The sequence below is a fragment of the Microbacterium mcarthurae genome (assembly GCF_046064585.1).
In the GTDB taxonomy this organism is placed as follows: Bacteria; Actinomycetota; Actinomycetes; order Actinomycetales; family Microbacteriaceae; genus Microbacterium; species Microbacterium mcarthurae.
Genome location: NZ_JAROCE010000006.1, coordinates 12,905 through 34,490 on the forward strand (window position 1 = coordinate 12,905; position 21,586 = coordinate 34,490).

The window sequence follows — 21,586 nt, forward strand, 5'->3', positions numbered from 1 at the left end:
GATGTTCTACTGGCTCATGAAGTACGTGGTCATCGGACCGGTCATCAAGGCCGTGTTCCGCCCGTGGATCGTGGGCCGGCGCAACGTCCCGCGGGAGGGGGCGGCGATCCTCGCCAGCAACCACCTGTCGTTCTCGGACTCGATCTTCCTGCCGCTGATGATCGACCGCCGCATGGCGTTCCTGGCCAAGAGCGATTACTTCACGGGCAAGGGCATCAAGGGCTGGGCGACGCGGCTCTTCTTCACGGCGACCGGGCAGCTGCCCATCGACCGGTCGGGCGGCAAGGCCTCCGAGGCCTCGCTCAACACGGGTCTCGGTGTCCTCGGCAGCGGCGAGCTCCTCGGGATCTACCCGGAGGGCACCCGCAGCCCCGACGGGACGCTGTACCGCGGCCGCACGGGCATCGCCCGGATGGCGCTCGAGGCGCGCGTGCCGGTCATCCCCGTGGTGATGGTCGACACCGGCGCGATCATGCCGATCGGCCAGCGCGTTCCGCGCGTCGGACGTGTCGGCATCGTGATCGGCGAGCCGCTCGATTTCTCCCGCTTCGAGGGCATGGAGAGCGACCGTTACATTCTCCGGTCGGTCACCGACGAGATCATGGTGGCGCTCCAGAGGCTCGGGGAGCAGCGTTACGAAGACGTGTACGCCTCCACCGTGAAGGACCGTCTGGCCACGGCGCAGGCGGCGAAGGCGCCGTCGGCTCGCCACTAGACTTCAGGGGTGAATCAGCAGCTCCACGACCTCGACCACTGGCGGACCCTGCCCATCAAGCAGCAGCCCCAGTGGTATGACGAGGCCGCTGTGGCCGCGGCATCCGCCGAACTGGCCACACTCCCGCCGCTCGTCTTCGCCGGCGAGGTCGATATCCTCCGTGACCGACTCGCCCGTGCCGCCGCCGGGCAGGCGTTCCTGCTGCAGGGCGGCGATTGCGCCGAGACCTTCGCCGGGGCGACCGCCGAGCAGATCCGCAACCGCATCAAGACGGTGCTGCAGATGGCCGTCGTGCTGACGTACGGCGCCTCGATGCCGGTGGTGAAGATGGGCCGCATGGCGGGTCAATTCGCCAAGCCGCGCTCGAGCGACACCGAGACCCGCGGCGAGGTCACCCTTCCCGCCTACCGCGGCGACATCGTCAACGGCTACGACTTCACCGAGGAGTCGCGCAAGGCCGACCCCGCCCGGCTGTTGAAGGGGTACCACACCGCGGCGTCGACGCTGAACCTGATCCGCGCGTTCACGCAGGGTGGGTTCGCCGACCTCCGCGAGGTGCACAGCTGGAACAAGGGTTTCGCGAGCAACCCCGCCAACCAGGCCTACGAAAGCATGGCGGCCGAGATCGACCGGGCGATCAAGTTCATGGAGGCCGCCGGCGCCAACTTCGACGAGCTCACCCGCGTCGAGTTCTACACCGGCCACGAGGGCCTGCTCATGGACTACGAGCGACCCATGACGCGCATCGACTCGCGCACCGGGCTGCCGTACAACACCTCGTCGCACTTCCAGTGGATCGGGGAGCGCACCCGTGAGCTCGACGGCGCGCACGTCGACTACTTCTCGCGGATCCGCAACCCGATCGGGGTCAAGCTGGGCCCGACCACGACGCCCGAGACGGCGCTCGCGCTGATCGACAAGCTCGACCCCGACCGCGAACCCGGCCGCCTGACGTTCATCACGCGCATGGGAGCGGGCAAGATTCGCGACGCTCTCCCGCCGCTGCTCGAGGCCGTTCGCGACGCGGGGGCGACCCCGCTGTGGGTCACCGACCCGATGCACGGGAACGGCATCACCACCCCCACGGGCTACAAGACGCGACGCTTCGACGACGTCGTCGACGAGGTGCGTGGGTTCTTCGAGGCGCACCGTCAGGTGGGCACGCACCCCGGCGGCATCCATGTCGAGCTGACGGGCGACGACGTGACCGAGTGCCTCGGCGGCTCCGAGATGATCGACGAGGCCACACTCGCGACGCGTTACGAGAGCCTGTGCGACCCGCGACTGAACCACCGCCAGAGTCTCGAGCTGGCCTTCCTCGTGGCCGAGGAGCTCGAGAACCGCTGAGTCCGCGCGATGCCCCCGATCCGTGAGGTCGGGGGCATCGTCGTGTGCGTCGAGGGCTAGAGCGTCGGGGTGATCGTGATGGTGCTGCCCTGCGGGGCCGTCGTACCGGCCTGGGGGTTCGTCGCGCGCACCTTGTAGATGTCCCAGTAGCGGAACCCGAGGGGGAGGGTGCCGTCGTCGATCCCGGCATTCACCTGGAAGCCGAGCTCCTCGAGCGTGCCGACGGCATCCCGAATGGACATGCCCACCACGTTCTCGGGAATCTGCACGGGCCGGGGGCCGATGGACACACGGAGCGTCACGGTGTCGCCCGGGCGCCAGTTCCCGCCTCCGTCGCGCTCTCCGATGCCGATGACCGTTCCGGACGGCACGGAGTTGCTGTACTCCTCCGACGTCTCGGTCTGGAGCTGCACCTCGGTCATGGCGCGTTCCGCCTGCGCCGTCGTGAGTCCGGCCACGTCGGGAATCGGGCCGAGCGAGGTGACGAGCGAGGCGGCGTCGCCCTCGAGCACCGTGCACCCGTTGGTGCAGTCGACCGCGTCACCGCCCGCGCGCGGCGTGATGCTCGCGCTCAGCACCGTCCCGGCGCCCGCGTCGGTGAACTCCTGCGTCGTTCCTGCGACGCCGACATAGGCGGCCTCGAGGATGCCGGCGACCTCGTCGCTGCTCTTGCCCGCGAGCCCGGGAAGATCGTGGGACGCCGGTCCGATGGAGACGAACACGGTGACGACGCTGCCCTTGTCCAACCGTGTGTTCACCGCGGGATCCGAGCCCACCGTCGTGCCCGCGGGAAGCTCGCGGTCGTTGACCTCCTGGAGCTGCGCGGCGAGTTGCTCGCGCGTCAGCAGTGCTTCAGCGTCGGCGTAGCTCATGCGCGACACGTCCGGCACCGCCACGAGCGAGCCCGGGCCGGAGCCGAACCACCATCCCGCGGTCGCCGCGCCGGCCGCCAGCATCAGCACGAGCGTGACCAGCCAGATCCCGCGGGTGGTTGCTCGGCGGGTGCGTTGACGCAAGCGCGTGGCGTTGTCGACGTCCTGAGCGGGTGTGCTGGGGGAGACCGCGGTCTGCGGAAGAACCTTGGTCAGCTCGCGAGACTCGGCATCGCTCGCGGCCACGGTTCCCACCGCCACCGCGCGGGCGACCTGCGGGGCGAGCCCGAGCTCCTTCTCGATTTCGCGCAGGCGTTCCAGCATCGCCCCGGCGTCGACGGGACGCTCGTCGGGTTCGCGTTCGGTGGCCCACAGCACCAGTTCGTCGAGCTGTTCGGGCACTCCCGGGTTCTTCGCGCTGGGGCGCGGTACGGAGTCGGTCGCGTGCTGATACGCGATCTGCATCGGCTGCTCGCCCTTGTAGGGCTGCTCGCCCACGAGCATCTCGTACAGCATGATGCCCAGCGAGTAGATGTCGCTGCGCGCGTCCGCGGTGCCGCGCGTCACGAGCTCGGGCGCGAGGTAAGCGATCGTCCCCATGAGCTGCGCGCCGCTCGCGGTGTTCGCGGTCGTCGCCCGCGCCAGACCGAAGTCGCCGATCTTGATGCGGCCGTCCTCGGCCAGCAGGACGTTCTCGGGCTTCACGTCGCGGTGCACGATGCCGGCACGGTGGGCCGCCGAGAGGCCCGAGAGAATGGCATCCATGATCGTCAGGGTCTGATCGACCGTGAGGCGGCGGTGTTCGCGCAGCAGCTCGCGCAACGTGATGCCCGGGAGGTACTCCATGACCAGGTAGGCCATGTCGCCGTCCTGGCCCTGGTCGAAGACATTGACGACGTGCGGATCGGCCAGGCGAGCGGCCGAGCGCGCCTCCTGGATGAACCGGCTCTGGAACACGGTGTCGTCGCTGAGGTGGCCGTGCATGACCTTCAGCGCGACCCGCCGCTCGAGCCGCAGGTCGGTCGCCACGTACACGGTCGCCATGCCGCCGCGCGCGATCCGCGCGCGCACCCGGTACCGGCCGTCGACGAGACGGCCGATCAGCGGGTCGGCCTGCTGACTCGTGCTCACGGGTCGAGTCTACGGAGCGCCCCCTGGGAGCCCGGGGAACGGCTCACCTTCGCATCAGCCGAGAACGGAAAGCCATACCGTCGCGGGGGACTCCCACTGGGCGTACCGGTCCGGGTAGGCCGAGATCTGCACGGCCTGCGCGGCGTCGGCGAACGGCATCGCCTCCCACCCGGGGATGTCGAGCAGGCCGCGGGTGGCCGAGCCGTTCGGATCGGCAGCCCCGCCGTAGAACACGCGGGTGGAGCGTTCCCGATCGAGGATCTGCTCGGGGCTGCCCCAGCCGCTGCTGGGCCGCTGCTGGAACAGGCCGAGGGAGTCGCGATCGCCCCAGTCGAGGTTGCGCAACCACGATTCCTGCATCGCCGTTCCCAGCGCGATGGCGATGCCGCGGTCGGAGACCCCGAGCTCGCGACCGACCCGGATGATCAGCCGCGCGTTCTCGGACTGCTCCGCGTCCAGGCCGGGCGCGGCCGCGGGAGGGGCGGATGCCGCGACCGCGGGAGCCGCGGCCGCGTCGGTCGCCGGGATCTGCAGCGTCTCGCCCGGGTAGATGATCGACGCACGCGTGAGGCCGTTCGCAGCGAGCACGGTGTCGATGGAGACGCCGTTCGCCGCCGCGATGGCCGAGACGGTGTCGCCGGGACGGACCTCGTGCGTCCGCACGCTCGGCGCGGGTTCCGCGACCTCGGGGGCGGCCGCCGGAGCGGCCGGCACCAGGGCCAGCACCTGACCGGGCCGGATGATGCTGGCGGAATCGAGGCCGTTGGCGGCCAGCACCGCGGCCGTATCGAGTCCGTGCGCGCGGGCGATGGCCCACACGGTGTCGCCGGGCTGGACGGTGTAGGACACCGGTGTCGGCGCGGCCGTGAGCACGGGAACGCCCAGGTGGCGCGGGGCCGGTGGCACGGCGGCCAGGGAGGGCGCGGGCGGCGCGGCGTGCGCGGCGTTCTCGCCGGCGAGCGCGAGGGCGATCGTGCCGGCCACGGCCGCGGGCCAGGCGGTTCGGCCGCGCGGGCGCGCGGACAGAGGGGTGAGTCGTCGCATGGTGGGGGATCCGTTCTTCCGACTGCCCGCCACGGTCGCACGCCCTGCGACGGATGTCAACGTGTGAGGCGCATGTGACGAATGTGAAACGCCGCCCCCAGGTCTGAGGCCCGGTCGCGGGATGAGATAGTGGCAAGGTGACCGAGACGCCCCGCTACGCGACCGATTGGCTGACGCTTCCCGACCTCGTCGAGATCCTCGGTGAGCCGCTCGGGCGCGTCCGCCGCCTGCTCGACGACAGCTACCTCATCGGGTCGCGGCGCGACGGCGTGCTGCGCGTCCCCTCGGTGTTCATCGTCGACGGGCGGCCGCTGCCGTCGCTGCGCGGGACGATCATCGTGCTGCACGATGCGGGTTTCGACGCGGACGAGACCATCGACTGGCTGCTGACGCCGGAGGAGACGATCGGTGTCGCGCCCATCGAGGCGTTGCGGGCGGGACGCAAGAGCGAAGTGCGCCGCGTCGCGGCCACCCTCGCCTGAGCGGGGCCGCTCAGGACGTCCGCTGGGTCGCCGCGCGCGCGAGCGCCCGCAGCTCGGCGACGGCACCGGCGGAGAGGGCAGCGCCCTCGAGCGCCCGATCGGCCTGCCGTTCGTACGCGGCGATCAGTTCCTCCGTGCGGGCCAGCGCGCCCGTGTCGACGATCGTTCGCTGCAGATCGCGGATGTGTTCGGCATCCAGCGTGCGATCACCCAGCATCGCGTCCAGGGCCGACCGCCGGTCGGCGGACAGGGCCTCGCGAGCGTAGGCCACCAGGACCGTGCGCTTGCCCTCGCGCAGATCGTCGCCCGAGGGCTTGCCGGTCACCGCGGCGTCGCCGAACACGCCGAGAACGTCGTCGCGCAGCTGGAACGCCATCCCGATGTCGTGGCCGAACCGGCCGAGCGCGTCGAGCTGGGCGGCGTCGGCTCCCGCGAGAGCGGCGCCGATCTGCAGCGGCTTCTGGATGCTGTAGCGCGCGGACTTGTACGAGGCCACGCGCAGCGCGCGCTCGGCGTGCGTGCCGTCGTCGTGGACGGCGAACGCGGACTCCTCGGCGACGTCGAGGAACTGGCCGATCGTGACGTCCCGACGCATGAGCGCGTACTGACGCCGGGTCGCGGCCGCGGTGGGAATCTCCTCGAGAGACTCCTCGAGGAGGTCGTCGCTCCACGCCACGAGGAGGTCTCCGAGCAGTACCGCTCCCGAACGTCCGAACGCCTCGGCGTCGCCGACCCAGCCCGACGCCCTGTGGGCGGACTCGAGTGCGCGATGCGCGGCGGGGTGGCCGCGCCGGGTGTCGGAGTTGTCGATAAGGTCGTCGTGGACGAGGGCGGCCGCCTGGAAGACCTCGAGGGCTGCGGCCACGCCGATCGCGGCGGCCTCGATCGCCGGTGGCACCGGCCCGGAACCGCGCTCGACGGCACGGCATCCGGTCAGCAGGAAGCGCGCGCGGAGACGTTTGCCGCCGCGCAGCGAGGCGGCGCCGGCCTGCGCCATCCTTTCTGCCTCTGCCCCCAGTGTGGAGGCGTACGATATCTGTTCAGACACGAAGGTGTCGAGTCGCTGAGAAACAGCCTCGATCGGTTCCGGGGAGCTCGGCACGGGCCTAGCCTAGTGATCCACGCCCCGCGTAGAATCGACCGTACTGAGCAATAGAGGGGGATGCATGCCACTCTCCGAACAGGAGCAGCGTCTGCTGGACGAGATGGAACGCCATCTCATGAGTAACGACGCCGACGTCGTCACGGCTCCCCACCGCGCGCTCAGCTACCGCAACATCGTCCTCGGCTCGATCCTTGTGCTCGCGGGTCTCGGGGCTCTCATCGTCGGCGTCTCCATCGGCTTCAACACCGGCTTCCTCGGCATCGCCGTCGGCGTGGTCGGGTTCGTCGTGATGGTCGGCGGAGTCGTCTTCGCCGTGACGCCCACGCGCAACTCCTCTCGTGTCCCGTCGGCCGGCTCACCGTCACCGCGCGCTCCCCGCAGGACCGGCGGCTCCTTCATGGATCGCATGAACGAGCGGTGGGACCGCCGCAACGAGGGGCGCTGACACCCAGCCCTTCCACCTAGCACCGGCTCTTCGGAGCCGGTGCTTTTTTGTGCGCGCGACACTCGCTCCGCGGTGATCCTCCCTTTTCCTCCACACCCGTGCGTCGGAGGTCGATCGGGCGGGTCGGTTGAGCGCAAAATCGCGGCTCCCGTCGTGCGGCTCGGACGTGTGCGCAGACCATACACAACGCCGCGGGGGAGGAGAACCCCCGGATTTTGATGGCAAAGTGGAGGGCGGTGGAGTAAAGTGGGGGAAACTTCGCAGGCCGGACGAAGGGGGTGGACGCCCGAATGCTGCTCGGCACGCACACCCCCAAGCTCGACGACAAAGGGCGCGTCATCCTGCCCGCGAAGTTCCGTGACGATCTCGGCGCCGGAGTGGTGATCACCCGGGGGCAGGACCGCTGCCTCTACGTGTTCAGCACCGAGGAGTTCGAGCGCGTTCACGAGCGGATCCGTGAGGCTCCGCTCAGCAACAAGCAGGCCCGCGACTTCCTGCGCATGTTCCTCTCGGGAGCCAGCGCCGAGAAGCCCGACGGGCAGAACCGCATCACGGTGCCCCCGGCACTGCGGGCCTACGCGGGGCTCGATCGCGAGCTCGTGGTGACCGGAGTGGGAGCCCACGCCGAGATCTGGGACGCCGCGGCCTGGAACGCCTACGCCGAGAGCAACGAAGAGACCTACGCCGAGATGGAGCAGGAGGTGATCCCGGGCCTGTTCTGATCGCCGGCTGTGATTCCCAGCCGCACGCCCTGACGCACTTCCCCGGCGCCAGGTCGAGCGGATGGGGATCAGAGTCGGCGAACGATCCCCGTCATCATGGACATCCGCGACATCCACACCCCCGTGCTCCTCGAACGGTGCGCCGAACTGCTGGCTCCGGCCCTCGACCGCGACGGAGCCGTCTTCGTCGACGCCACCCTGGGAATGGGCGGGCACTCCGAAGCCTTCCTCGAGCGCTTCCCGACGGCGCGGCTGATCGGACTGGATCGCGACACCGACGCCCTCCGGATCGCGGGAGAGCGTCTTGCGCGCTTCGCGGACCGCACCACGTTCGTCCACACCGTCTACGACGGCATCGCCGCCGCCGTGGCCTCCGCGGGTGTCGAGACGGTCGACGGCATCCTGTTCGACCTCGGAGTGTCGTCTCTGCAGCTCGACGAGGCCTCTCGGGGATTCGCGTACGCACAGGACGCCCCGCTGGACATGCGCATGGACCAGACGTCGGGCGTCACCGCGGCCGAGGTGCTCGCGACGTACGGCGAAGGCGACCTCCGCCGCATCTTCGAGCGGTACGGCGAAGAGAAGCTCGCCGCGCGCTACGCCCGCGCGATCATCGCGGCGCGCCAGCAGGCGCCGCTCGAGCGCTCCGGTCAGCTCGTCGAGGTGCTGCAGGCGGCGACCCCCGCCGCAGTCCTGCGGGAGCGGCATCCCGCCAAGCGGGTCTTCCAGGCGCTGCGCATCGAGGTCAACGCCGAGTTGTCGGTGCTCGAGCGCGCCATCCCGGCCGCGCTGAGCGTTCTCGGTGTCGGGGGGCGCATCGTCGTCCTGTCATACCAGTCGCTCGAGGATCGCCTGGTCAAGCGCGTGTTCGCCGAGGCTTCGGCATCCACCGCCCCCCGGGGTCTGCCGGTCGAGCTTCCCGAACACGCCCCGAAGTTCCGCCTCCTCGTGCGCGGAGCCGAGCTCGCGAGCGAAGAAGAACGTGCGGCCAACCCGCGCGCCACCCCCGTGCGTCTGCGCGCGGCCGAGAGGATCCAGGAGGACGCATGAGCGCTCCCCAGACCATCGACGCGACGTTCCTGCCGGAGTTCCCGGTTCCGGTCCGCGAGCCCCGCCGCCTGCACGTCGTCGACGCCCCCGCCCGTCGGCGTGTTCCCCGGCGTGCGTTCGGCGTCATCGCCGTCCTGGGAGCGGTGACGATCGCGCTCGTGCAGATGGGCCTGTCGATCCTCACGACGCAGAGCTCGTTCGAGATCGCGGAGCTCACGCAGCAGCAGCGCGACCTGACCTACCAGAAGCAGATCCTCTACGACGAGGTCGCGGGCCTGAACTCGCCCCAGTACCTCGCCGCCAACGCCGCGGCTCTGGGAATGGTCATCGACGAGACGCCCACCTACCTGCGACTCAGCGACGGGGCGGTCATCGGAGCCGGCAAGCCCTCCGAGGGCGCATCGTCGGTGGATGCCATCGGGCGGGGCTCCGTGCGCAACGCGCTCATCTCGGGCGTTCCTCTCGTGACCGACCCTCGGGCGGCGGTCGACGCGGCGCCCGGGACCGACGCCGCCGCCGCGTCCGACGGCCCGGCCGACGCACCCGTTTCGAGCACCGGATCGGCGACACCCCCGCCGATCAGCGACGGCCTGCCCACACCCGCGACACGATAAGCCCATGACGACGACAGTCTCCCGATCCCCGCGTCAGCGTACCGTGGCGGCTCTCGCCGTCGTGCTCGTCGTGCTCATCGCCTTCGTCGTCCGTCTCATCGACATCCAGGTCGTCAACGCCCGCGAGCACGTGGACGACTCGCTCGCGATGGGACTGCAGAGCTCGCGCGTCGAGTACGGGTCGCGCGGTGCGATCGTCGACGAACACGGCGTGACGCTGGCCTCAAGCGTGCACCGCTACGACGTCCAGGTCGATCCGATGCTCGCCGCGCAGGGCGTCACCGTCCGCGGCGACGACGCGGCCCCGGTCACGCGCACCTGGGCCGAGATCGCCGCGCAGATCGCCGCGGTCACCGGGCAGGACCCGGCGACCGTCGAGAGCGTCGTCAACGACGCGATCGCCGCCGACCCGGGCTCGCGCTACGCGATCATCGCGACGGACGTCTCCACCGAGCAGTATCGGGCGCTCGCTGAGCTGGGTCTACCGTTCCTGACGTTCCCGCCCCGGGCCGGACGGGTCTACCCCGACGGCGCCGTGGCCGGCAACCTCCTCGGCTTCGTGGGCAGCGACGGGCAGGCGCTGGGAGGGCTCGAGCTCGCCGACAACGACTGTCTCGCTTCCCGCGACGGCGAGGTGGTCTTCCAGCAGGGACGCGACGGGGTCGTGCTGCCGGGCACCGAGGTCCAGACCGCACCGGCCGTCGACGGCGGCACCCTGACGCTGACGATCGACCGCGACCTCCAGTGGTACATGGGGCAGCTGATCGCCGAGCAGGTCCAGAACACCGGGTCGGTGCGCGGCGCGATCACCGTCGTCGAAGCGAAGACCGGCAAAGTGCGCGCCCTCGCCGAATACCCCACGGTCGACCCGAACGATCCCACCGCGACCCCGTCCGAAGAGCGCGGCAGCTGGTCGTTCACCGACCCCAACGAACCCGGGTCGACGTTCAAGGCGCTCACCGCCGCGATCGGCTTGGACAGCGGCTCGTTCACCAGCGACACGACCGTCACCGCAGCCTCGCGGGAAACGTTGCGCGGCGGCGCGCGCGTCTCGGATGCGTTCGCACACGGCGCGAACACCTACACCCTCACCGGTGTCCTCATCGACTCCTCGAACGTCGGCATCTCGAAGTTCGGCGAGATGATCCCGGCGCAGACCCGGTACGACTACATGAAGAAGTTCGGGCTGGGCACCCCCACGGCGATCGACTTCCCCGGCGAGTCGGGCGGCATCCTCCACCCCGTCGAGCAATGGGGCGATCAGACGTTCTACAACACCACGTTCGGTCAGGGTCTGGCCGTCACGATCCCGCAGCTCGTCGGCGTCTATCAGACGATCGCGAACGGGGGTGTGCGCATGCCGCTCTCGCTCGTGGAAGGGTGCACGGCCGCCGACGGCACCGTCACGGACGCCCCGACCGCCGAGGGGGAGCGGGTCATCTCCGCCGACACCGCCTCGAAGGTGTCGCAGATGCTCGAGAACGTCGCCACCCAGGGGACTCTCGCTTCGCAGGTCGCCATCCCGGGCTATCGCGTGGCGATCAAGACCGGCACCGGCGAGAAGACCGACCCCGACACCGGCGCGTACAAGCCCGACGCGTACTTCACCACCATGATCGGTTTCGCGCCCGCCGACGACCCGCAGTACATCGTCTCGGTCAACCTCGACGAACCGCGAACGGTAAAGTCGTCTGCGGCCAACGCCCCCGCCTTCCAGAAGGCGCTCACCCAGGTCCTCAAGAACTACCGGGTGATCCCGTCCGGCTCCACCACCCCCGAACTGCCCAAGTTCGGCTGATACGCCGGATGCCGGCCTCTCCTCCGAAACGGAAAGGGCGTCCGTACACCGCAATGATCTCCACCAGCCTCTCCCACATCGCCTCCGTGCTCGGAGGTCGTCTCGTGCTGCGCGGCGACGACACCCCCGACAGCACCGTCTCGGGTCTCGTCGACACCGATTCGCGCTTGATCGAGCCGGGCGGGATCTTCGTCGCCAAGCCCGGCGAGACCACCGACGGTCATCTGTTCGTCCCGGCCGCCGTCGAACGCGGCGCAGCGCTCGCGCTGGTCGAGCGAGAGCTCGACGAGCCGGTCACGCAGATCGTGGTCCCCGACGTCGTCGCGGCCCTCGCCGCGCTCGCGAGCGACGTCGTCGCCCGCGTGCGGGCCGCGGGTGACCTGCGCATCGTGGGGATCACCGGCTCGAACGGCAAGACGACCACCAAGAACCTCCTCGCGCGCATCCTCGAGGACGAAGGTCCCACGGTCGCACCCCGCGCGTCGTTCAACAACGAGGTCGGCGCCCCGCTGACCATGCTGCGCGTGAGCGAGGACACGCGGTTCCTCGTGAGCGAATTCGGTGCCAGCGCCCCCGGCGCCATCGCTCACCTCGCCGGTCTGGTCACCCCCGACATCGGGGTCGTCCTGATGGTGGGGATGGCGCACGCCGGCGGGTTCGGCGGCATCGAGTCCACCTTCCACGCCAAGAGCGAGCTCGTGCGGGCCACGCGCGAGGGTGGGCTCGCCGTGCTGAACGCCGACGACCCGCGTGTCGCGGCGATGGAGCCGATCGCCCGTGAACGGGGCCAGGAGGTCCGCTGGTTCGGGCGCGGAGAGCGGGCGCACGTCCGCGCCACGGACGTCGAGGTCTCGGCATCCGGGACCCGGGCCGCCCTTGTGGTCGACGGCGAGGAGCACACGCTCGAGCTGCGCGTCCTCGGCGAGCACCACGTGATGAACGCTCTCGCCGCGGTCGCCGCCGCGACCGCCCTGGGGGTGCGGGCCGAGGATGCCATCGCGCGCCTGTCGACCGTGGAACTCGCCGAACGGTGGCGCATGCAGCCGCTCGGATCCGAGCGGGTGCGCATCATCAACGACGCCTACAACGCCAGCCCCGACTCGATGGCCGCGGCGTTGCGCACGCTGGCGCAGATCACCGGTCCCCACGAGCGCACCGTCGCGGTGCTCGGGGCGATGAGCGAGCTCGGCGAGTACGCCGACGAGGAGCACGACCGCGTGGGTCTGCTCGCGGTGCGCCTGCGCATCCAGCGCATCGTCGTCATCGGGCAGGACGCCCGCCGCATGTATCTCGAGGCGATCGCCCAGGGGTCGTGGGACGGCGAGGCCGTGTTCTTCCCGGATGCCGATGCCGCCTACGACTACCTCATGGGGGAGTTGCGCGACGGCGACCGTGTGCTGGTGAAGTCGTCCAACTCCGCCGGGCTGCGGTTCCTCGGCGACCGTCTGGGAGAATCGTTCGCGTGAGATCACTTCTGACATCCGCGGGGATCTCTCTGGCCTTCACGCTGTTCCTCACTCCGGTGTTCCTGCGGGGCTTCCGGAAGTGGGGCTGGGGACAGGTCATCCGCACGCCCGAGAACGTGCACAACCCCTCGCACGGCGCCAAGCGCGGAACGCCCACCATGGGCGGCACGATCTTCATCCTCGGCACCATCGTCGGGTACTTCATCGGCGCCTACGCCGGCAACAACCCGCCGACGCTCTCGGGGCTGCTCGTGCTGTGGCTCATGCTGGGCTTCGGCGTCGTCGGCTTCATCGACGACTACATGAAGGTCCGGTTCCAGAACAGCCTCGGCCTCTCCGGATGGCGCAAGATCGCCGGCCAGGTCATCGTGGCCGTGCCGTTCGCGATCGTGGCGCTGAACTTCCCCAACGCGTACGGTCAGACGCCGGCGTCGGGATACATCTCGATTTTCCGCGATATCCAGGTCCTGTGGCTGTTCGCTCTCGGGCCCGTCCTGGGCTGGCTGCTGTACCTGGCCTGGATCTCGCTGATCGGCACGGCGACGTCGAACTCCGTCAACGTCGCCGACGGGCTCGACGGACTCGCGGCGGGCTCGGGCATCTTCGTGGTCGGTGCGTACAGTCTCATGGCGTTCTGGCAGAACCAGCAGATGTGCGCCGACGTGCTCGACCCCTCCGTGCAAGCCGGATGCTACGCGGTGCGCGACCCCTTCGATCTCGCGATCGTGTCCGCCGCGTTCGTGGGAGCGCTGGTGGGCTTCCTGTGGTGGAACGCCCCCAAGGCCAAGGTCTTCATGGGCGACTGCGGGTCGATGGCGATCGGCGGCGTCATCGCCGCACTGGCGATCCTTACGCGCACCGAGCTGCTGCTCGTCCTCATCGCCGGCGTCTACGTCATCGCCTCGGGCTCGGTAATCCTGCAGCGCATCTACTTCAAGATCACGCGGGGCAAGCGGCTGTTCCTGATGAGCCCCCTGCACCATCACCTGGAGATGCGCGGCTGGCCGGAGGTGACGATCGTCGTGCGGATGTGGATCATCGCGGGCCTTCTCGCCGTCTCGGGCGTCGGGTTCTTCTACGTGGAATGGCTGGCGCGGGTATGAGCACGCGGAACGTGGCGTCCCTCACCAGCTGGTACGCCGAGTGGAAAGGTCTGCGCGTCGCCGTGCTGGGCCTGTCCATGACCGGCTTCTCGGCCGCCGACACCCTCGCCGAGCTGGGGGCCGAGGTGCTCGTGGTCACCGAGAAGGCCGACCCCGAGTACGCGCGCCTGCTCCCCGTGATCGGGGTCGAGGCCCATGTCGGTCCGCTCGACACCGTGCCCTCCGTCCTGGCGGATTTCGCTCCGGATGTCGTCATCGCCTCTCCGGGATTCCCGCCGTCGCATCCCCTCATCGTGTGGGCGCTGGACGCGGGCATCCCGTTGTGGGGCGACGTCGAGCTGGCCTGGCGCGTGCGCGACAAGGTCGTGCGCCCGGACGGGCGACCCGCCGACTGGGTGCTCATCACGGGCACCAACGGCAAGACGACGACCACCCGGCTCACCGCCGAGATGCTCGTCGCGGGCGGTCTGCGCGCGGTGCCGGTGGGCAACATCGGCACGCCGGTCCTGGATGCCGTGCGCGACCCGAGCGGCTTCGACGTGCTCGTGGTCGAGCTCTCCAGCCACCAGCTGTGGTACCTCAACCGGCAGACGGGGGACGACGCCCTCTCGCCGCACGCTGCCGTGTGCCTGAACCTCGCCGACGACCACCTCGAGTGGCACGGCAGTGTCGACGCCTACCGCGACGCCAAGGCCGGCGTCTACGCCCGCACGCGTGTCGCGTGCGTGTACAACAAGGCCGATGCCGTGACGCGGGAGATGGTCGAAGAGGCCGAGGTCATCGAGGGTGCCCGCGCCATCGGGTTCGATCTCGGCGTCCCCGGCCCGAGCGATCTCGGCGTCGTCGACGGCATCCTGGTCGATCGGGCCTTCCTCGAGGAGCGCGCGACGTCGGCGCTGGAGCTCACCACCGTCGCCGACCTCGCCGAACAGGGTCTGGCCGCGCCCCACGTGGTGTCGAACATCCTGGCCGCGAGCGCCCTCGCCCGGTCTCTCGGTGTGACGCCGGCCGACATCCATGACGCGCTCGAGCGTTTCCGTCTCGACCCGCACCGCATCCAGGTCATCGCGGCGCACCGGGGGGTCACCTGGATCGACGACTCCAAAGCCACGAACCCGCACGCCGCGGGCTCCTCGCTCGCCGCCTACCCGGGAGCGGTGTGGGTGGTGGGCGGACTGCTGAAGGGCGTCGACGTCACCGACCTCGTGCGCACCCGCGGGGCCGCCGCGCGTGCGGCCATCGTCATCGGCGTCGAGAGGGGCGACATCGTCGCGGCGTTCGAGCGACACGCCCCGACGGTTCCGCTCTTCGAGGTCGACCACACCGAGACTGAAGACGTCATGGCACGGGTCGTCGAACTGGCGGCCGACGTGGCCCGGGAGGGAGACACCGTTCTCCTCGCCCCCGCGGCGGCGTCGTTCGATCAGTTCGCCTCCTACTCCGACCGCGGTGAACGCTTCGCCGATGCGGTGCGGGCATGGATCGCCGACCAGGACGACGGAACGGCCCGACCGCACGATTAGGGGGAACACCGCGTGACCACCACCGCACCCCCGCCCCGCCAGGCCCCCGAAGGGGAACCCGCCCGCTCCGGCCTCGCCGCTCGTGTGTCGCTCGGGCGCGCGTTCCAGCCGGTACCGAGCGAGTTCCTGCTCATCGCGTCGGCGGCGCTGCTGCTGACGGGCTTCGGTCTGGTCATGGTGCTGTCGGCGACCTCGGCCCTCGACGGCGGACAGAACCCGTTCGACCACGTGCTCAAGCAGGGCATCTTCGCCGTCCTCGGCATCCCTCTCATGTTCGTGCTGAGCCGGGCGCCGATGCGATTCTGGAAACGGATGGCCTGGCCCGCCCTGATCTTCGCGACGCTGTTCCAGCTGCTGGTGTACGTCCCGGGGCTGGGTATCGCGTCCTACGGAAACCGGAACTGGGTGCAGATCGCCGGGTTCCAATTCCAGCCGGCCGAGTTCCTCAAGCTCGCCCTCGCGCTGTGGATGGCGGCGGTGCTGTACCGCAAACGGCGACTGCTGACCTCGTGGAAGCACGTGTTCATCCCCGTCGTGCCCGTCGCCGTGCTCGTCATCGGCACGGTGCTGGGCGGCCGTGACCTCGGCACCGTGATGATCCTGGTCCTGGTCGTCCTCGGCGCCCTGTTCTTCGCCGGGATCAAGCTCCGCATGTTCATCGTGCCCGCGGTGATCTCTCTTGTGGTCGTGCTCGTGTCCGCCTTCGGCAGTGAGAACCGTATGGCGCGGATCGCGAGCCTGTTCGACCCCGACGACGCCTCGTGCTACTACACCTCCTGCTATCAGTCGCTGCACGGCGTGTGGGGCTTGGCGAGCGGGGGAGTGCTGGGCCTGGGGCTGGGGAACTCGAAAGAGAAGTACGACTGGCTCCCCGCGGCTGCCAACGACTACATCTTCGCCATCATCGGCGAGGAGCTGGGACTCATCGGATGCCTTGTCGTCCTGGTGCTCTTCGCGCTCTTCGCGGTGGGGGCGTTCCACATCATCCGTCGGACCGATGACGCGTTCGTGCGCATCGTGGCGGGCGCGATCACGCTGTGGATCATCGGTCAGGCGATCGTGAACATCGGCGTCGTGCTGCGTATCTTCCCCGTGCTGGGTGTGCCTCTGCCGTTCATGTCGCAGGGCGGCACCTCGCTGCTGTCGGTGCTCATCGCGTGCGGTGTCCTGCTGTCGTGCGCGCGGACGCTGCCGGACCGGAGGCCCCTCGAGACCCCGCCGGCGCGCGCCGGTCGGCGGCGTCGCGCCTGACGGGCACCCGCCCGTGGCCTTCGGCGTCGCCCGACCTCGTTAGGGTCGAGGGGTGACGACCACGCTTCTGGCCGGCGGCGGAACCGCCGGACATGTGAACCCCCTGCTCGCCGTCGCCGACGGGTTGCGCGCGCGCGACGCGGACGACGAGGTCCTGGTGCTCGGCACCCGCGAGGGGCTCGAGGCCCGGCTCGTCCCGCTGCGCGGCTACGAGCTTCTGTTCGTCGACAAGGTGCCTTTTCCCCGTCGCCCCGACCGCGCGGCCGCGCTCTTCCCGTCGCGTTTCCGCCGTGCGATCGCCCAGGTGCGTCGTGTCATCCGCGACCGGGGTGTCGACGCCGTCATCGGTTTCGGCGGGTACGCCTCGGCGCCCGCGTACGTCGCAGCGCGCTGGGAGCGCGTGCCCTTCGTCGTCCACGAGGCCAACGCCAAGCCCGGTCTGGCCAACGTCCTGGGCGCGCGCGCCGCGGCGGCGGTCGGCGTGGCCTTCGAGGGCACCCCGCTCCGCGGCGCACGCGTGGTCGGGATGCCGCTGCGTCGCGAGATCGTGGATCTGGATCGCGACGCGGTGCGCGCCGACGCCGCCGCGCACTTCGGGTTGGATGCCACGGTGCCGACGCTGCTCGTCTTCGGCGGCTCACTCGGTGCGCAGCGGCTCAACGCGGCGTTCGGCGCGGCGTGGCGGGAAGTCCTCGACGCCGGATGGCAGCTGCTCCACGTGACGGGGGAGAAGTCGGACCTTGCCGACCCCGGGGTTCCGGGGTACGCGCTCGTGCGCTACGTGGACCGGATGGATCTGGCATTCGCTCTCGCCGATCTCATCGTCTCGCGCTCGGGGGCCGCCACGGTGAGCGAGGTCAGCGCTCTCGGCATCCCGGCGGTCTACGTCCCCTACGCCGTCGGCAACGGCGAGCAGAGCCTGAACGCCGCGTCGGCCGTACGGGCGGGCGCGGCACGCCTCATCGCCGACGCCGAGTTCACCGCCGAGCGGGTGCGGGGCGAGATCGTGCCGCTGCTGCGGGACGCCGACGCGCGAGAGGCCATGCGTCTGGCCGCGATGCGGACGGGGACCCGCACGGGGACCGAGAACGTCATCGCGCTCCTCGACGCGGCGCTCGCCCGCTGACCGGGCGCGCCGGGTCGGCTGAGTCGCCCGGGCGACGTAGGATCGCAAGGTCATGATCAGACCCGACCTGAGCCTCCCGATCCCTGAGACCATCACCTCCGCGCACTTCATCGGCGTGGGAGGCTCGGGCATGTCCGGGCTCGCCCGCATGTTCCTCGACCGCGGCATCCGGGTCTCCGGCTCGGATCGGGCCGACAGTGCGGCACTGCGCGATCTCGCCGCCCGCGGCGCGATCGTCCACGTCGGTCACGACGCCGCGCACCTCGGCGACGCGGACACCGTCGTCCACACGGGCGCCATCTGGCCGGAGAACCCCGAGTTCGTCATGGCGAAGGAGCGCGGTCTCCACGTCATCCATCGTTCTCAGGCGCTGCACTGGCTCATCGGCGGTCGGCGGCTCGTGTCGGTCGCGGGCGCCCACGGCAAGACGACCTCGACCGGCATGATCGTCACGGCGCTGCGCGCGCTCCAGGTCGATCCGACCTTCGTCAACGGCGGGGTCATCGCCGACCTCGGCGCGTCCAGCGGCACGGGCTCGGACGAGCTCTTCGTCATCGAAGCCGACGAGTCCGACGGGACGTTCCTGCTGTACGACACCTCGGTGGCGCTGATCACCAATGTCGACCCCGACCACCTCGATCACTACGGTTCGCGTGAGGCCTTCGACGCGGCGTTCGCGCGGTTCGCCGACGCGGCGCGCGAGGCGGTCGTCGTCTCGGCCGACGACCCCGGCGCGCGGGCCGTGACGGCACGTCTGACGCACCGCACCGTCGTGACCTTCGGCGAGGACCCGCGAGCCGACGTGCGTCTCACCGACGTGCGCACCGACGGACCCGTCGCCTTCACGCTCACCGCGGGCGGCGAGAGCGTCCCCGTGCAGCTGCGTGTCCCGGGGGCCCACAACGCGGTCAACGCCGCGGGGGCGGTGGCGGTGCTGCGTGTCCTCGGTCACGGTCTCGCCGAGTCGGCCCGCGCGGTCGAGGAGTTCGGCGGAACCGTACGGCGCTTCGAACTGCACGGCGTCGAACGCGGTGTGAGCGTCTACGACGACTACGCCCACCACCCGACCGAGGTCGCCGCGGCGCTGTCCGCGGCGCGCACCGTGGTCGGCGAGGGGCGGATCATCGCGATCCAGCAGCCGCACACCTACTCGCGCACGCAGGAGATGTACCGAGAGTTCGCGGAGGTCCTGGAGGCACTGGCCGACCACACGGTCATGCTGGACGTGTTCGGTGCCCGCGAGGATCCCGTTCCCGGCGTCACCGGCGAGCTCGTCAGCAACGCGTTCCACGACCCCGGGCACGTGCACTACGTGCCCGACTGGCAGGAAGCGGCCGACTACACCGCCCGCATCGCGCGGCCCGGCGACTACGTCATCACGCTCGGCTGCGGCAACGTGTACCAGATCATCCCGCAGGTGCTCGAGGCGCTCTCCCGCACCGAGGCCGCGGCGGTCTGAGCCGTGCGCCGGCCCTCGCCCCTGCCCTCGGCGCCCGACTCGTCCTCGCGAGGGCGACCGCGTCCCGGGGAACAGGCCGCGAGCACCGGGGCGGACCCGGAGGAGACGACCGCCGACGTCGTTCCTCTGCCGCTCGCCGAACGCCGGGGCAGCGCCGATTCGCCCGCGGATGCCGAGGACACCGGCATCCGGGACGTCTGGCGCGCCTCGCGGGCGCGGCGACGTGCGCTCCGCGCCGAGGTGCGACGTTTCACCGTGCGGCAGCGTCGGCGCCGCCGAGTCTGGATCGGCGCGGGGATCGCCTTCGTCGTGATGGTGCTGGGCACGGCGGGGGCGGCGTACAGTCCGTTGTTCGCCGTCGAGCGGGTCGAGGTCGTCGGCACGTCGCAGCTGGACGCCGCGGCCGTCGCGGAGGCGCTGGGTCCGCAGGTGGGCACGCCGCTCGCCCTCGTCGACGACAGCGAGGTGAAGGCCGCGCTGGTCCGCTTTCCGCTCGTGGAGTCGTACACGCTCGAGGCCCGTCCGCCGCACGATCTGATCGTGCGCATCGTCGAACGCACCCCTGTCGGCGCCGTCCAGACCGCCGCGGGATTCACGCTCGTGGATGCGGCCGGTGTCGTGCTGTCGACCACCCCGACCGCCCCCGCCGGGCAACCGGTGATCGAGGTCGCGGGCGGGACCGACTCCGACCCGTTCCGCGCGGCGGGACGAGTCGTGCGCGCTCTGCCGGACAGCATCCGGTCGCAGGTGACGGCGGTGTCGGCATCCACGCCGGACGACGTGACGCTGACTCTCGGAGCGACCGGCACCCGAGTGGTGTGGGGCAGTGCGGATCGATCCGCCGAGAAGGCGCGCGTGCTGGACCTCCTCATGCAGAAGAGCCCGCCCGATCGCACGCGTGAATACGACGTGACCTCGCCCGAGGCGGGTGTGCTGCGCTGATTCCGCGGGCGACTCTGGTCGTGTTCGGAGTGGATACCCCGACACGCCGCGTGTCGGTCGGGTGCGACGGGGGCGCCCGCTTACCTTCGAGCTAAGGAATTGCATACCGGGCAATTCTTTAACCCTCAACATGAGGTTTAGAGTTTCAGGTTCGGGGATAACGGAGGCCGGCATGAGCCAGAACCAGAACTACCTCGCCGTCATCAAGGTCGTCGGTGTGGGCGGAGGCGGCGTCAACGCCGTCAACCGCATGATCGAGCTGGGCCTGCGCGGCGTGGAGTTCATCGCGATCAACACCGACGCCCAGGCGCTGCTGATGAGCGACGCCGACGTCAAGCTCGACGTCGGCCGCGAACTCACCCGCGGCCTCGGTGCCGGTGCGGATCCCGAGGTCGGCCGTCGCGCCGCCGAGGACCACGCCGAGGAGATCGAGGAGGCCCTGCGCGGCGCCGACATGGTCTTCGTCACCGCGGGCGAAGGCGGTGGCACGGGCACGGGCGGTGCTCCGGTCGTGGCGAAGATCGCCAAGTCGATCGGTGCGCTGACGATCGGTGTCGTCACCAAGCCGTTCTCGTTCGAGGGGCGGCGTCGCCAGAGCCAGGCCGAGGGCGGTGTCTCCCGCCTGAAGGAAGAGGTCGACACCCTCATCGTGGTGCCGAACGACCGCCTGCTCGAGATCAGCGACCGCGGTATCTCGATGATCGAGGCGTTCGCTACGGCCGACCAGGTGCTGCTCGCCGGTGTGCAGGGCATCACCGACCTCATCACCACGCCCGGCCTCATCAACCTCGACTTCGCGGACGTGAAGTCCGTCATGCAGGGTGCGGGCTCCGCGCTCATGGGTATCGGGTCGGCGCGCGGCGCGGACCGGGCCATCAAAGCCGCCGAGCTCGCCGTCGAGTCCCCGCTCCTCGAGGCCTCCATCGAGGGTGCGCACGGCGTGCTGCTGTCGATCCAGGGCGGATCGAACCTCGGCATCTTCGAGATCAACGACGCGGCGCAGCTGGTGAAGGAGGCCGCGCACCCCGAGGCCAACATCATCTTCGGAACCGTCATCGACGACACCCTCGGCGACGAGGTGCGCGTCACGGTCATCGCCGCCGGCTTCGACGGCGGCGAGCCGTCGCTGCGCATCGATCCGGTCGGTGCCCAGCGCCCCGTCGCGGTGCCCGCCGTGCCGACGATCCCCGCCGACGATGTCGCGCGCGACCTGGACGCGGCCGAGGAGCAGAAGGCGCAGACCACTGAACGGGCTCCCGAGCCGGCCCCCGTGGCCGCGCGGGTACCCGACACGTCGTACGACTCCGGTTTCGCCGACGACGACCTCGACGTCCCCGATTTCCTGAAGTAAGCGCGAGCGACTGACGCAGCGGGTCCGGTGTCCACCGGGC

Annotated in this window: 19 protein-coding genes; 16 read left to right on the forward strand and 3 right to left on the reverse strand. The window is 70.4% G+C overall.

The window, feature by feature from the left end; all coding sequences use genetic code 11:
• The first annotated feature begins 1 nt into the window (after position 1).
• Together P5G46_RS14520 and P5G46_RS14525 are read left to right on the forward strand one after the other, a co-directional pair.
• Complete coding sequence (locus P5G46_RS14520) at positions 2 to 715, forward strand: lysophospholipid acyltransferase family protein (protein WP_408905959.1); 714 nt, start codon at positions 2 to 4, stop codon at positions 713 to 715.
• 9 nt (positions 716 to 724) lie between these two features.
• Entirely contained in the window at positions 725 to 2,062 is a 1,338-nt protein-coding gene (locus P5G46_RS14525) for a class II 3-deoxy-7-phosphoheptulonate synthase (RefSeq protein WP_239275924.1), read from the forward strand.
• A 56-nt stretch (positions 2,063 to 2,118) separates the two neighbouring features.
• Here P5G46_RS14525 and pknB read toward each other — a convergent pair whose 3' ends face one another.
• Together pknB and P5G46_RS14535 are read right to left on the reverse strand one after the other, a co-directional pair.
• Positions 2,119 to 4,065, reverse strand: a complete 1,947-nt coding sequence (pknB, locus tag P5G46_RS14530) for a Stk1 family PASTA domain-containing Ser/Thr kinase (RefSeq protein WP_239275923.1) — start codon at positions 4,063 to 4,065, stop codon at positions 2,119 to 2,121.
• Positions 4,066 to 4,119: 54 nt separating this feature from the next.
• Positions 4,120 to 5,109: a LysM peptidoglycan-binding domain-containing protein gene (locus tag P5G46_RS14535; protein WP_239275922.1), complete on the reverse strand. Its 990-nt coding sequence runs from the start codon at positions 5,107 to 5,109 to the stop codon at positions 4,120 to 4,122.
• A gap of 137 nt (positions 5,110 to 5,246) precedes the next feature.
• On the opposite strand from P5G46_RS14535, the gene P5G46_RS14540 reads away from it, so the two are divergent.
• Positions 5,247 to 5,591, forward strand: coding sequence for an Rv2175c family DNA-binding protein (locus P5G46_RS14540; RefSeq protein WP_239275921.1), 345 nt, complete (start codon positions 5,247 to 5,249; stop codon positions 5,589 to 5,591).
• Positions 5,592 to 5,601: 10 nt separating this feature from the next.
• On the opposite strand, the gene P5G46_RS14545 is transcribed toward P5G46_RS14540, so the two are convergent.
• The gene (locus P5G46_RS14545) at positions 5,602 to 6,693 is read right to left on the reverse strand and encodes a polyprenyl synthetase family protein (protein ID WP_239275920.1); all 1,092 of its coding nucleotides are present in this window, start codon (positions 6,691 to 6,693) and stop codon (positions 5,602 to 5,604) included.
• Between the two features lie 64 nt (positions 6,694 to 6,757).
• Here P5G46_RS14545 and P5G46_RS14550 point away from each other — a divergent pair, with 64 nt between their 5' ends.
• The 13 genes from P5G46_RS14550 (at position 6,758) to ftsZ (ending at position 21,546) form a co-directional block, all read left to right on the forward strand.
• Positions 6,758 to 7,141: a DUF3040 domain-containing protein gene (locus P5G46_RS14550; protein ID WP_239275919.1), complete on the forward strand. Its 384-nt coding sequence runs from the start codon at positions 6,758 to 6,760 to the stop codon at positions 7,139 to 7,141.
• A 290-nt stretch (positions 7,142 to 7,431) separates the two neighbouring features.
• Complete coding sequence (mraZ, locus tag P5G46_RS14555) at positions 7,432 to 7,863, forward strand: division/cell wall cluster transcriptional repressor MraZ (RefSeq protein WP_022878852.1); 432 nt, start codon at positions 7,432 to 7,434, stop codon at positions 7,861 to 7,863.
• A 96-nt stretch (positions 7,864 to 7,959) separates the two neighbouring features.
• Positions 7,960 to 8,913, forward strand: coding sequence for a 16S rRNA (cytosine(1402)-N(4))-methyltransferase RsmH (gene rsmH / locus P5G46_RS14560; RefSeq protein ID WP_239275918.1), 954 nt, complete (start codon positions 7,960 to 7,962; stop codon positions 8,911 to 8,913).
• The gene (gene ftsL, locus P5G46_RS14565) at positions 8,910 to 9,527 is read left to right on the forward strand and encodes a cell division protein FtsL (protein ID WP_375096016.1); all 618 of its coding nucleotides are present in this window, start codon (positions 8,910 to 8,912) and stop codon (positions 9,525 to 9,527) included. The genes rsmH and ftsL overlap by 4 nt, the downstream gene beginning before the upstream one ends.
• A 4-nt stretch (positions 9,528 to 9,531) precedes the next feature.
• Positions 9,532 to 11,325 carry a peptidoglycan D,D-transpeptidase FtsI family protein gene (locus tag P5G46_RS14570; protein ID WP_239275916.1) on the forward strand — a complete coding sequence of 598 codons (1,794 nt, stop codon included), beginning with the start codon at positions 9,532 to 9,534 and terminating at the stop codon, positions 11,323 to 11,325.
• 53 nt (positions 11,326 to 11,378) lie between these two features.
• Positions 11,379 to 12,791, forward strand: a complete 1,413-nt coding sequence (locus P5G46_RS14575) for a UDP-N-acetylmuramoyl-tripeptide--D-alanyl-D-alanine ligase (RefSeq protein ID WP_239275915.1) — start codon at positions 11,379 to 11,381, stop codon at positions 12,789 to 12,791.
• The gene (gene mraY / locus P5G46_RS14580) at positions 12,788 to 13,894 is read left to right on the forward strand and encodes a phospho-N-acetylmuramoyl-pentapeptide-transferase (RefSeq protein ID WP_239275914.1); all 1,107 of its coding nucleotides are present in this window, start codon (positions 12,788 to 12,790) and stop codon (positions 13,892 to 13,894) included. The genes P5G46_RS14575 and mraY overlap by 4 nt, the downstream gene beginning before the upstream one ends.
• The gene (murD, locus tag P5G46_RS14585; protein ID WP_239275913.1) at positions 13,891 to 15,417 is read left to right on the forward strand and encodes a UDP-N-acetylmuramoyl-L-alanine--D-glutamate ligase; all 1,527 of its coding nucleotides are present in this window, start codon (positions 13,891 to 13,893) and stop codon (positions 15,415 to 15,417) included. The genes mraY and murD overlap by 4 nt, the downstream gene beginning before the upstream one ends.
• A gap of 12 nt (positions 15,418 to 15,429) precedes the next feature.
• Positions 15,430 to 16,668: a putative lipid II flippase FtsW gene (ftsW, locus tag P5G46_RS14590; RefSeq protein WP_375096013.1), complete on the forward strand. Its 1,239-nt coding sequence runs from the start codon at positions 15,430 to 15,432 to the stop codon at positions 16,666 to 16,668.
• Positions 16,669 to 16,720: 52 nt separating this feature from the next.
• Positions 16,721 to 17,794, forward strand: coding sequence for a UDP-N-acetylglucosamine--N-acetylmuramyl-(pentapeptide) pyrophosphoryl-undecaprenol N-acetylglucosamine transferase (locus P5G46_RS14595; protein WP_239276451.1), 1,074 nt, complete (start codon positions 16,721 to 16,723; stop codon positions 17,792 to 17,794).
• A gap of 52 nt (positions 17,795 to 17,846) precedes the next feature.
• On the forward strand, positions 17,847 to 19,253 hold the full coding sequence (murC, locus tag P5G46_RS14600) for a UDP-N-acetylmuramate--L-alanine ligase (RefSeq protein ID WP_239276452.1): 1,407 nt from the start codon (positions 17,847 to 17,849) through the stop codon (positions 19,251 to 19,253).
• 3 nt (positions 19,254 to 19,256) lie between these two features.
• Complete coding sequence (locus P5G46_RS14605; protein WP_239276453.1) at positions 19,257 to 20,195, forward strand: cell division protein FtsQ/DivIB; 939 nt, start codon at positions 19,257 to 19,259, stop codon at positions 20,193 to 20,195.
• A 172-nt stretch (positions 20,196 to 20,367) separates the two neighbouring features.
• On the forward strand, positions 20,368 to 21,546 hold the full coding sequence (ftsZ, locus tag P5G46_RS14610; RefSeq protein WP_239276455.1) for a cell division protein FtsZ: 1,179 nt from the start codon (positions 20,368 to 20,370) through the stop codon (positions 21,544 to 21,546).
• Positions 21,547 to 21,586: the final 40 nt, after the last annotated feature.

Bases quoted from the DNA above. Each gene is read 5' to 3' on its own strand.
- P5G46_RS14575 (WP_239275915.1), top strand. From the start codon at position 11,379: ATGATCTCCACCAGCCTCTCCCACATCGCCTCCGTGCTCGGAGGTCGT.
- P5G46_RS14570 (WP_239275916.1), top strand. From the start codon at position 9,532: ATGACGACGACAGTCTCCCGATCCCCGCGTCAGCGTACCGTGGCGGCT.
- P5G46_RS14520 (WP_408905959.1), top strand. From the start codon at position 2: ATGTTCTACTGGCTCATGAAGTACGTGGTCATCGGACCGGTCATCAAG.
- ftsZ (WP_239276455.1), top strand. From the start codon at position 20,368: ATGAGCCAGAACCAGAACTACCTCGCCGTCATCAAGGTCGTCGGTGTG.
- P5G46_RS14535 (WP_239275922.1), bottom strand. From the start codon at position 5,109: ATGCGACGACTCACCCCTCTGTCCGCGCGCCCGCGCGGCCGAACCGCC.
- murC (WP_239276452.1), top strand. From the start codon at position 17,847: ATGATCAGACCCGACCTGAGCCTCCCGATCCCTGAGACCATCACCTCC.
- ftsL (WP_375096016.1), top strand. From the start codon at position 8,910: ATGAGCGCTCCCCAGACCATCGACGCGACGTTCCTGCCGGAGTTCCCG.
- P5G46_RS14550 (WP_239275919.1), top strand. From the start codon at position 6,758: ATGCCACTCTCCGAACAGGAGCAGCGTCTGCTGGACGAGATGGAACGC.
- murD (WP_239275913.1), top strand. From the start codon at position 13,891: ATGAGCACGCGGAACGTGGCGTCCCTCACCAGCTGGTACGCCGAGTGG.
- mraZ (WP_022878852.1), top strand. From the start codon at position 7,432: ATGCTGCTCGGCACGCACACCCCCAAGCTCGACGACAAAGGGCGCGTC.
- rsmH (WP_239275918.1), top strand. From the start codon at position 7,960: ATGGACATCCGCGACATCCACACCCCCGTGCTCCTCGAACGGTGCGCC.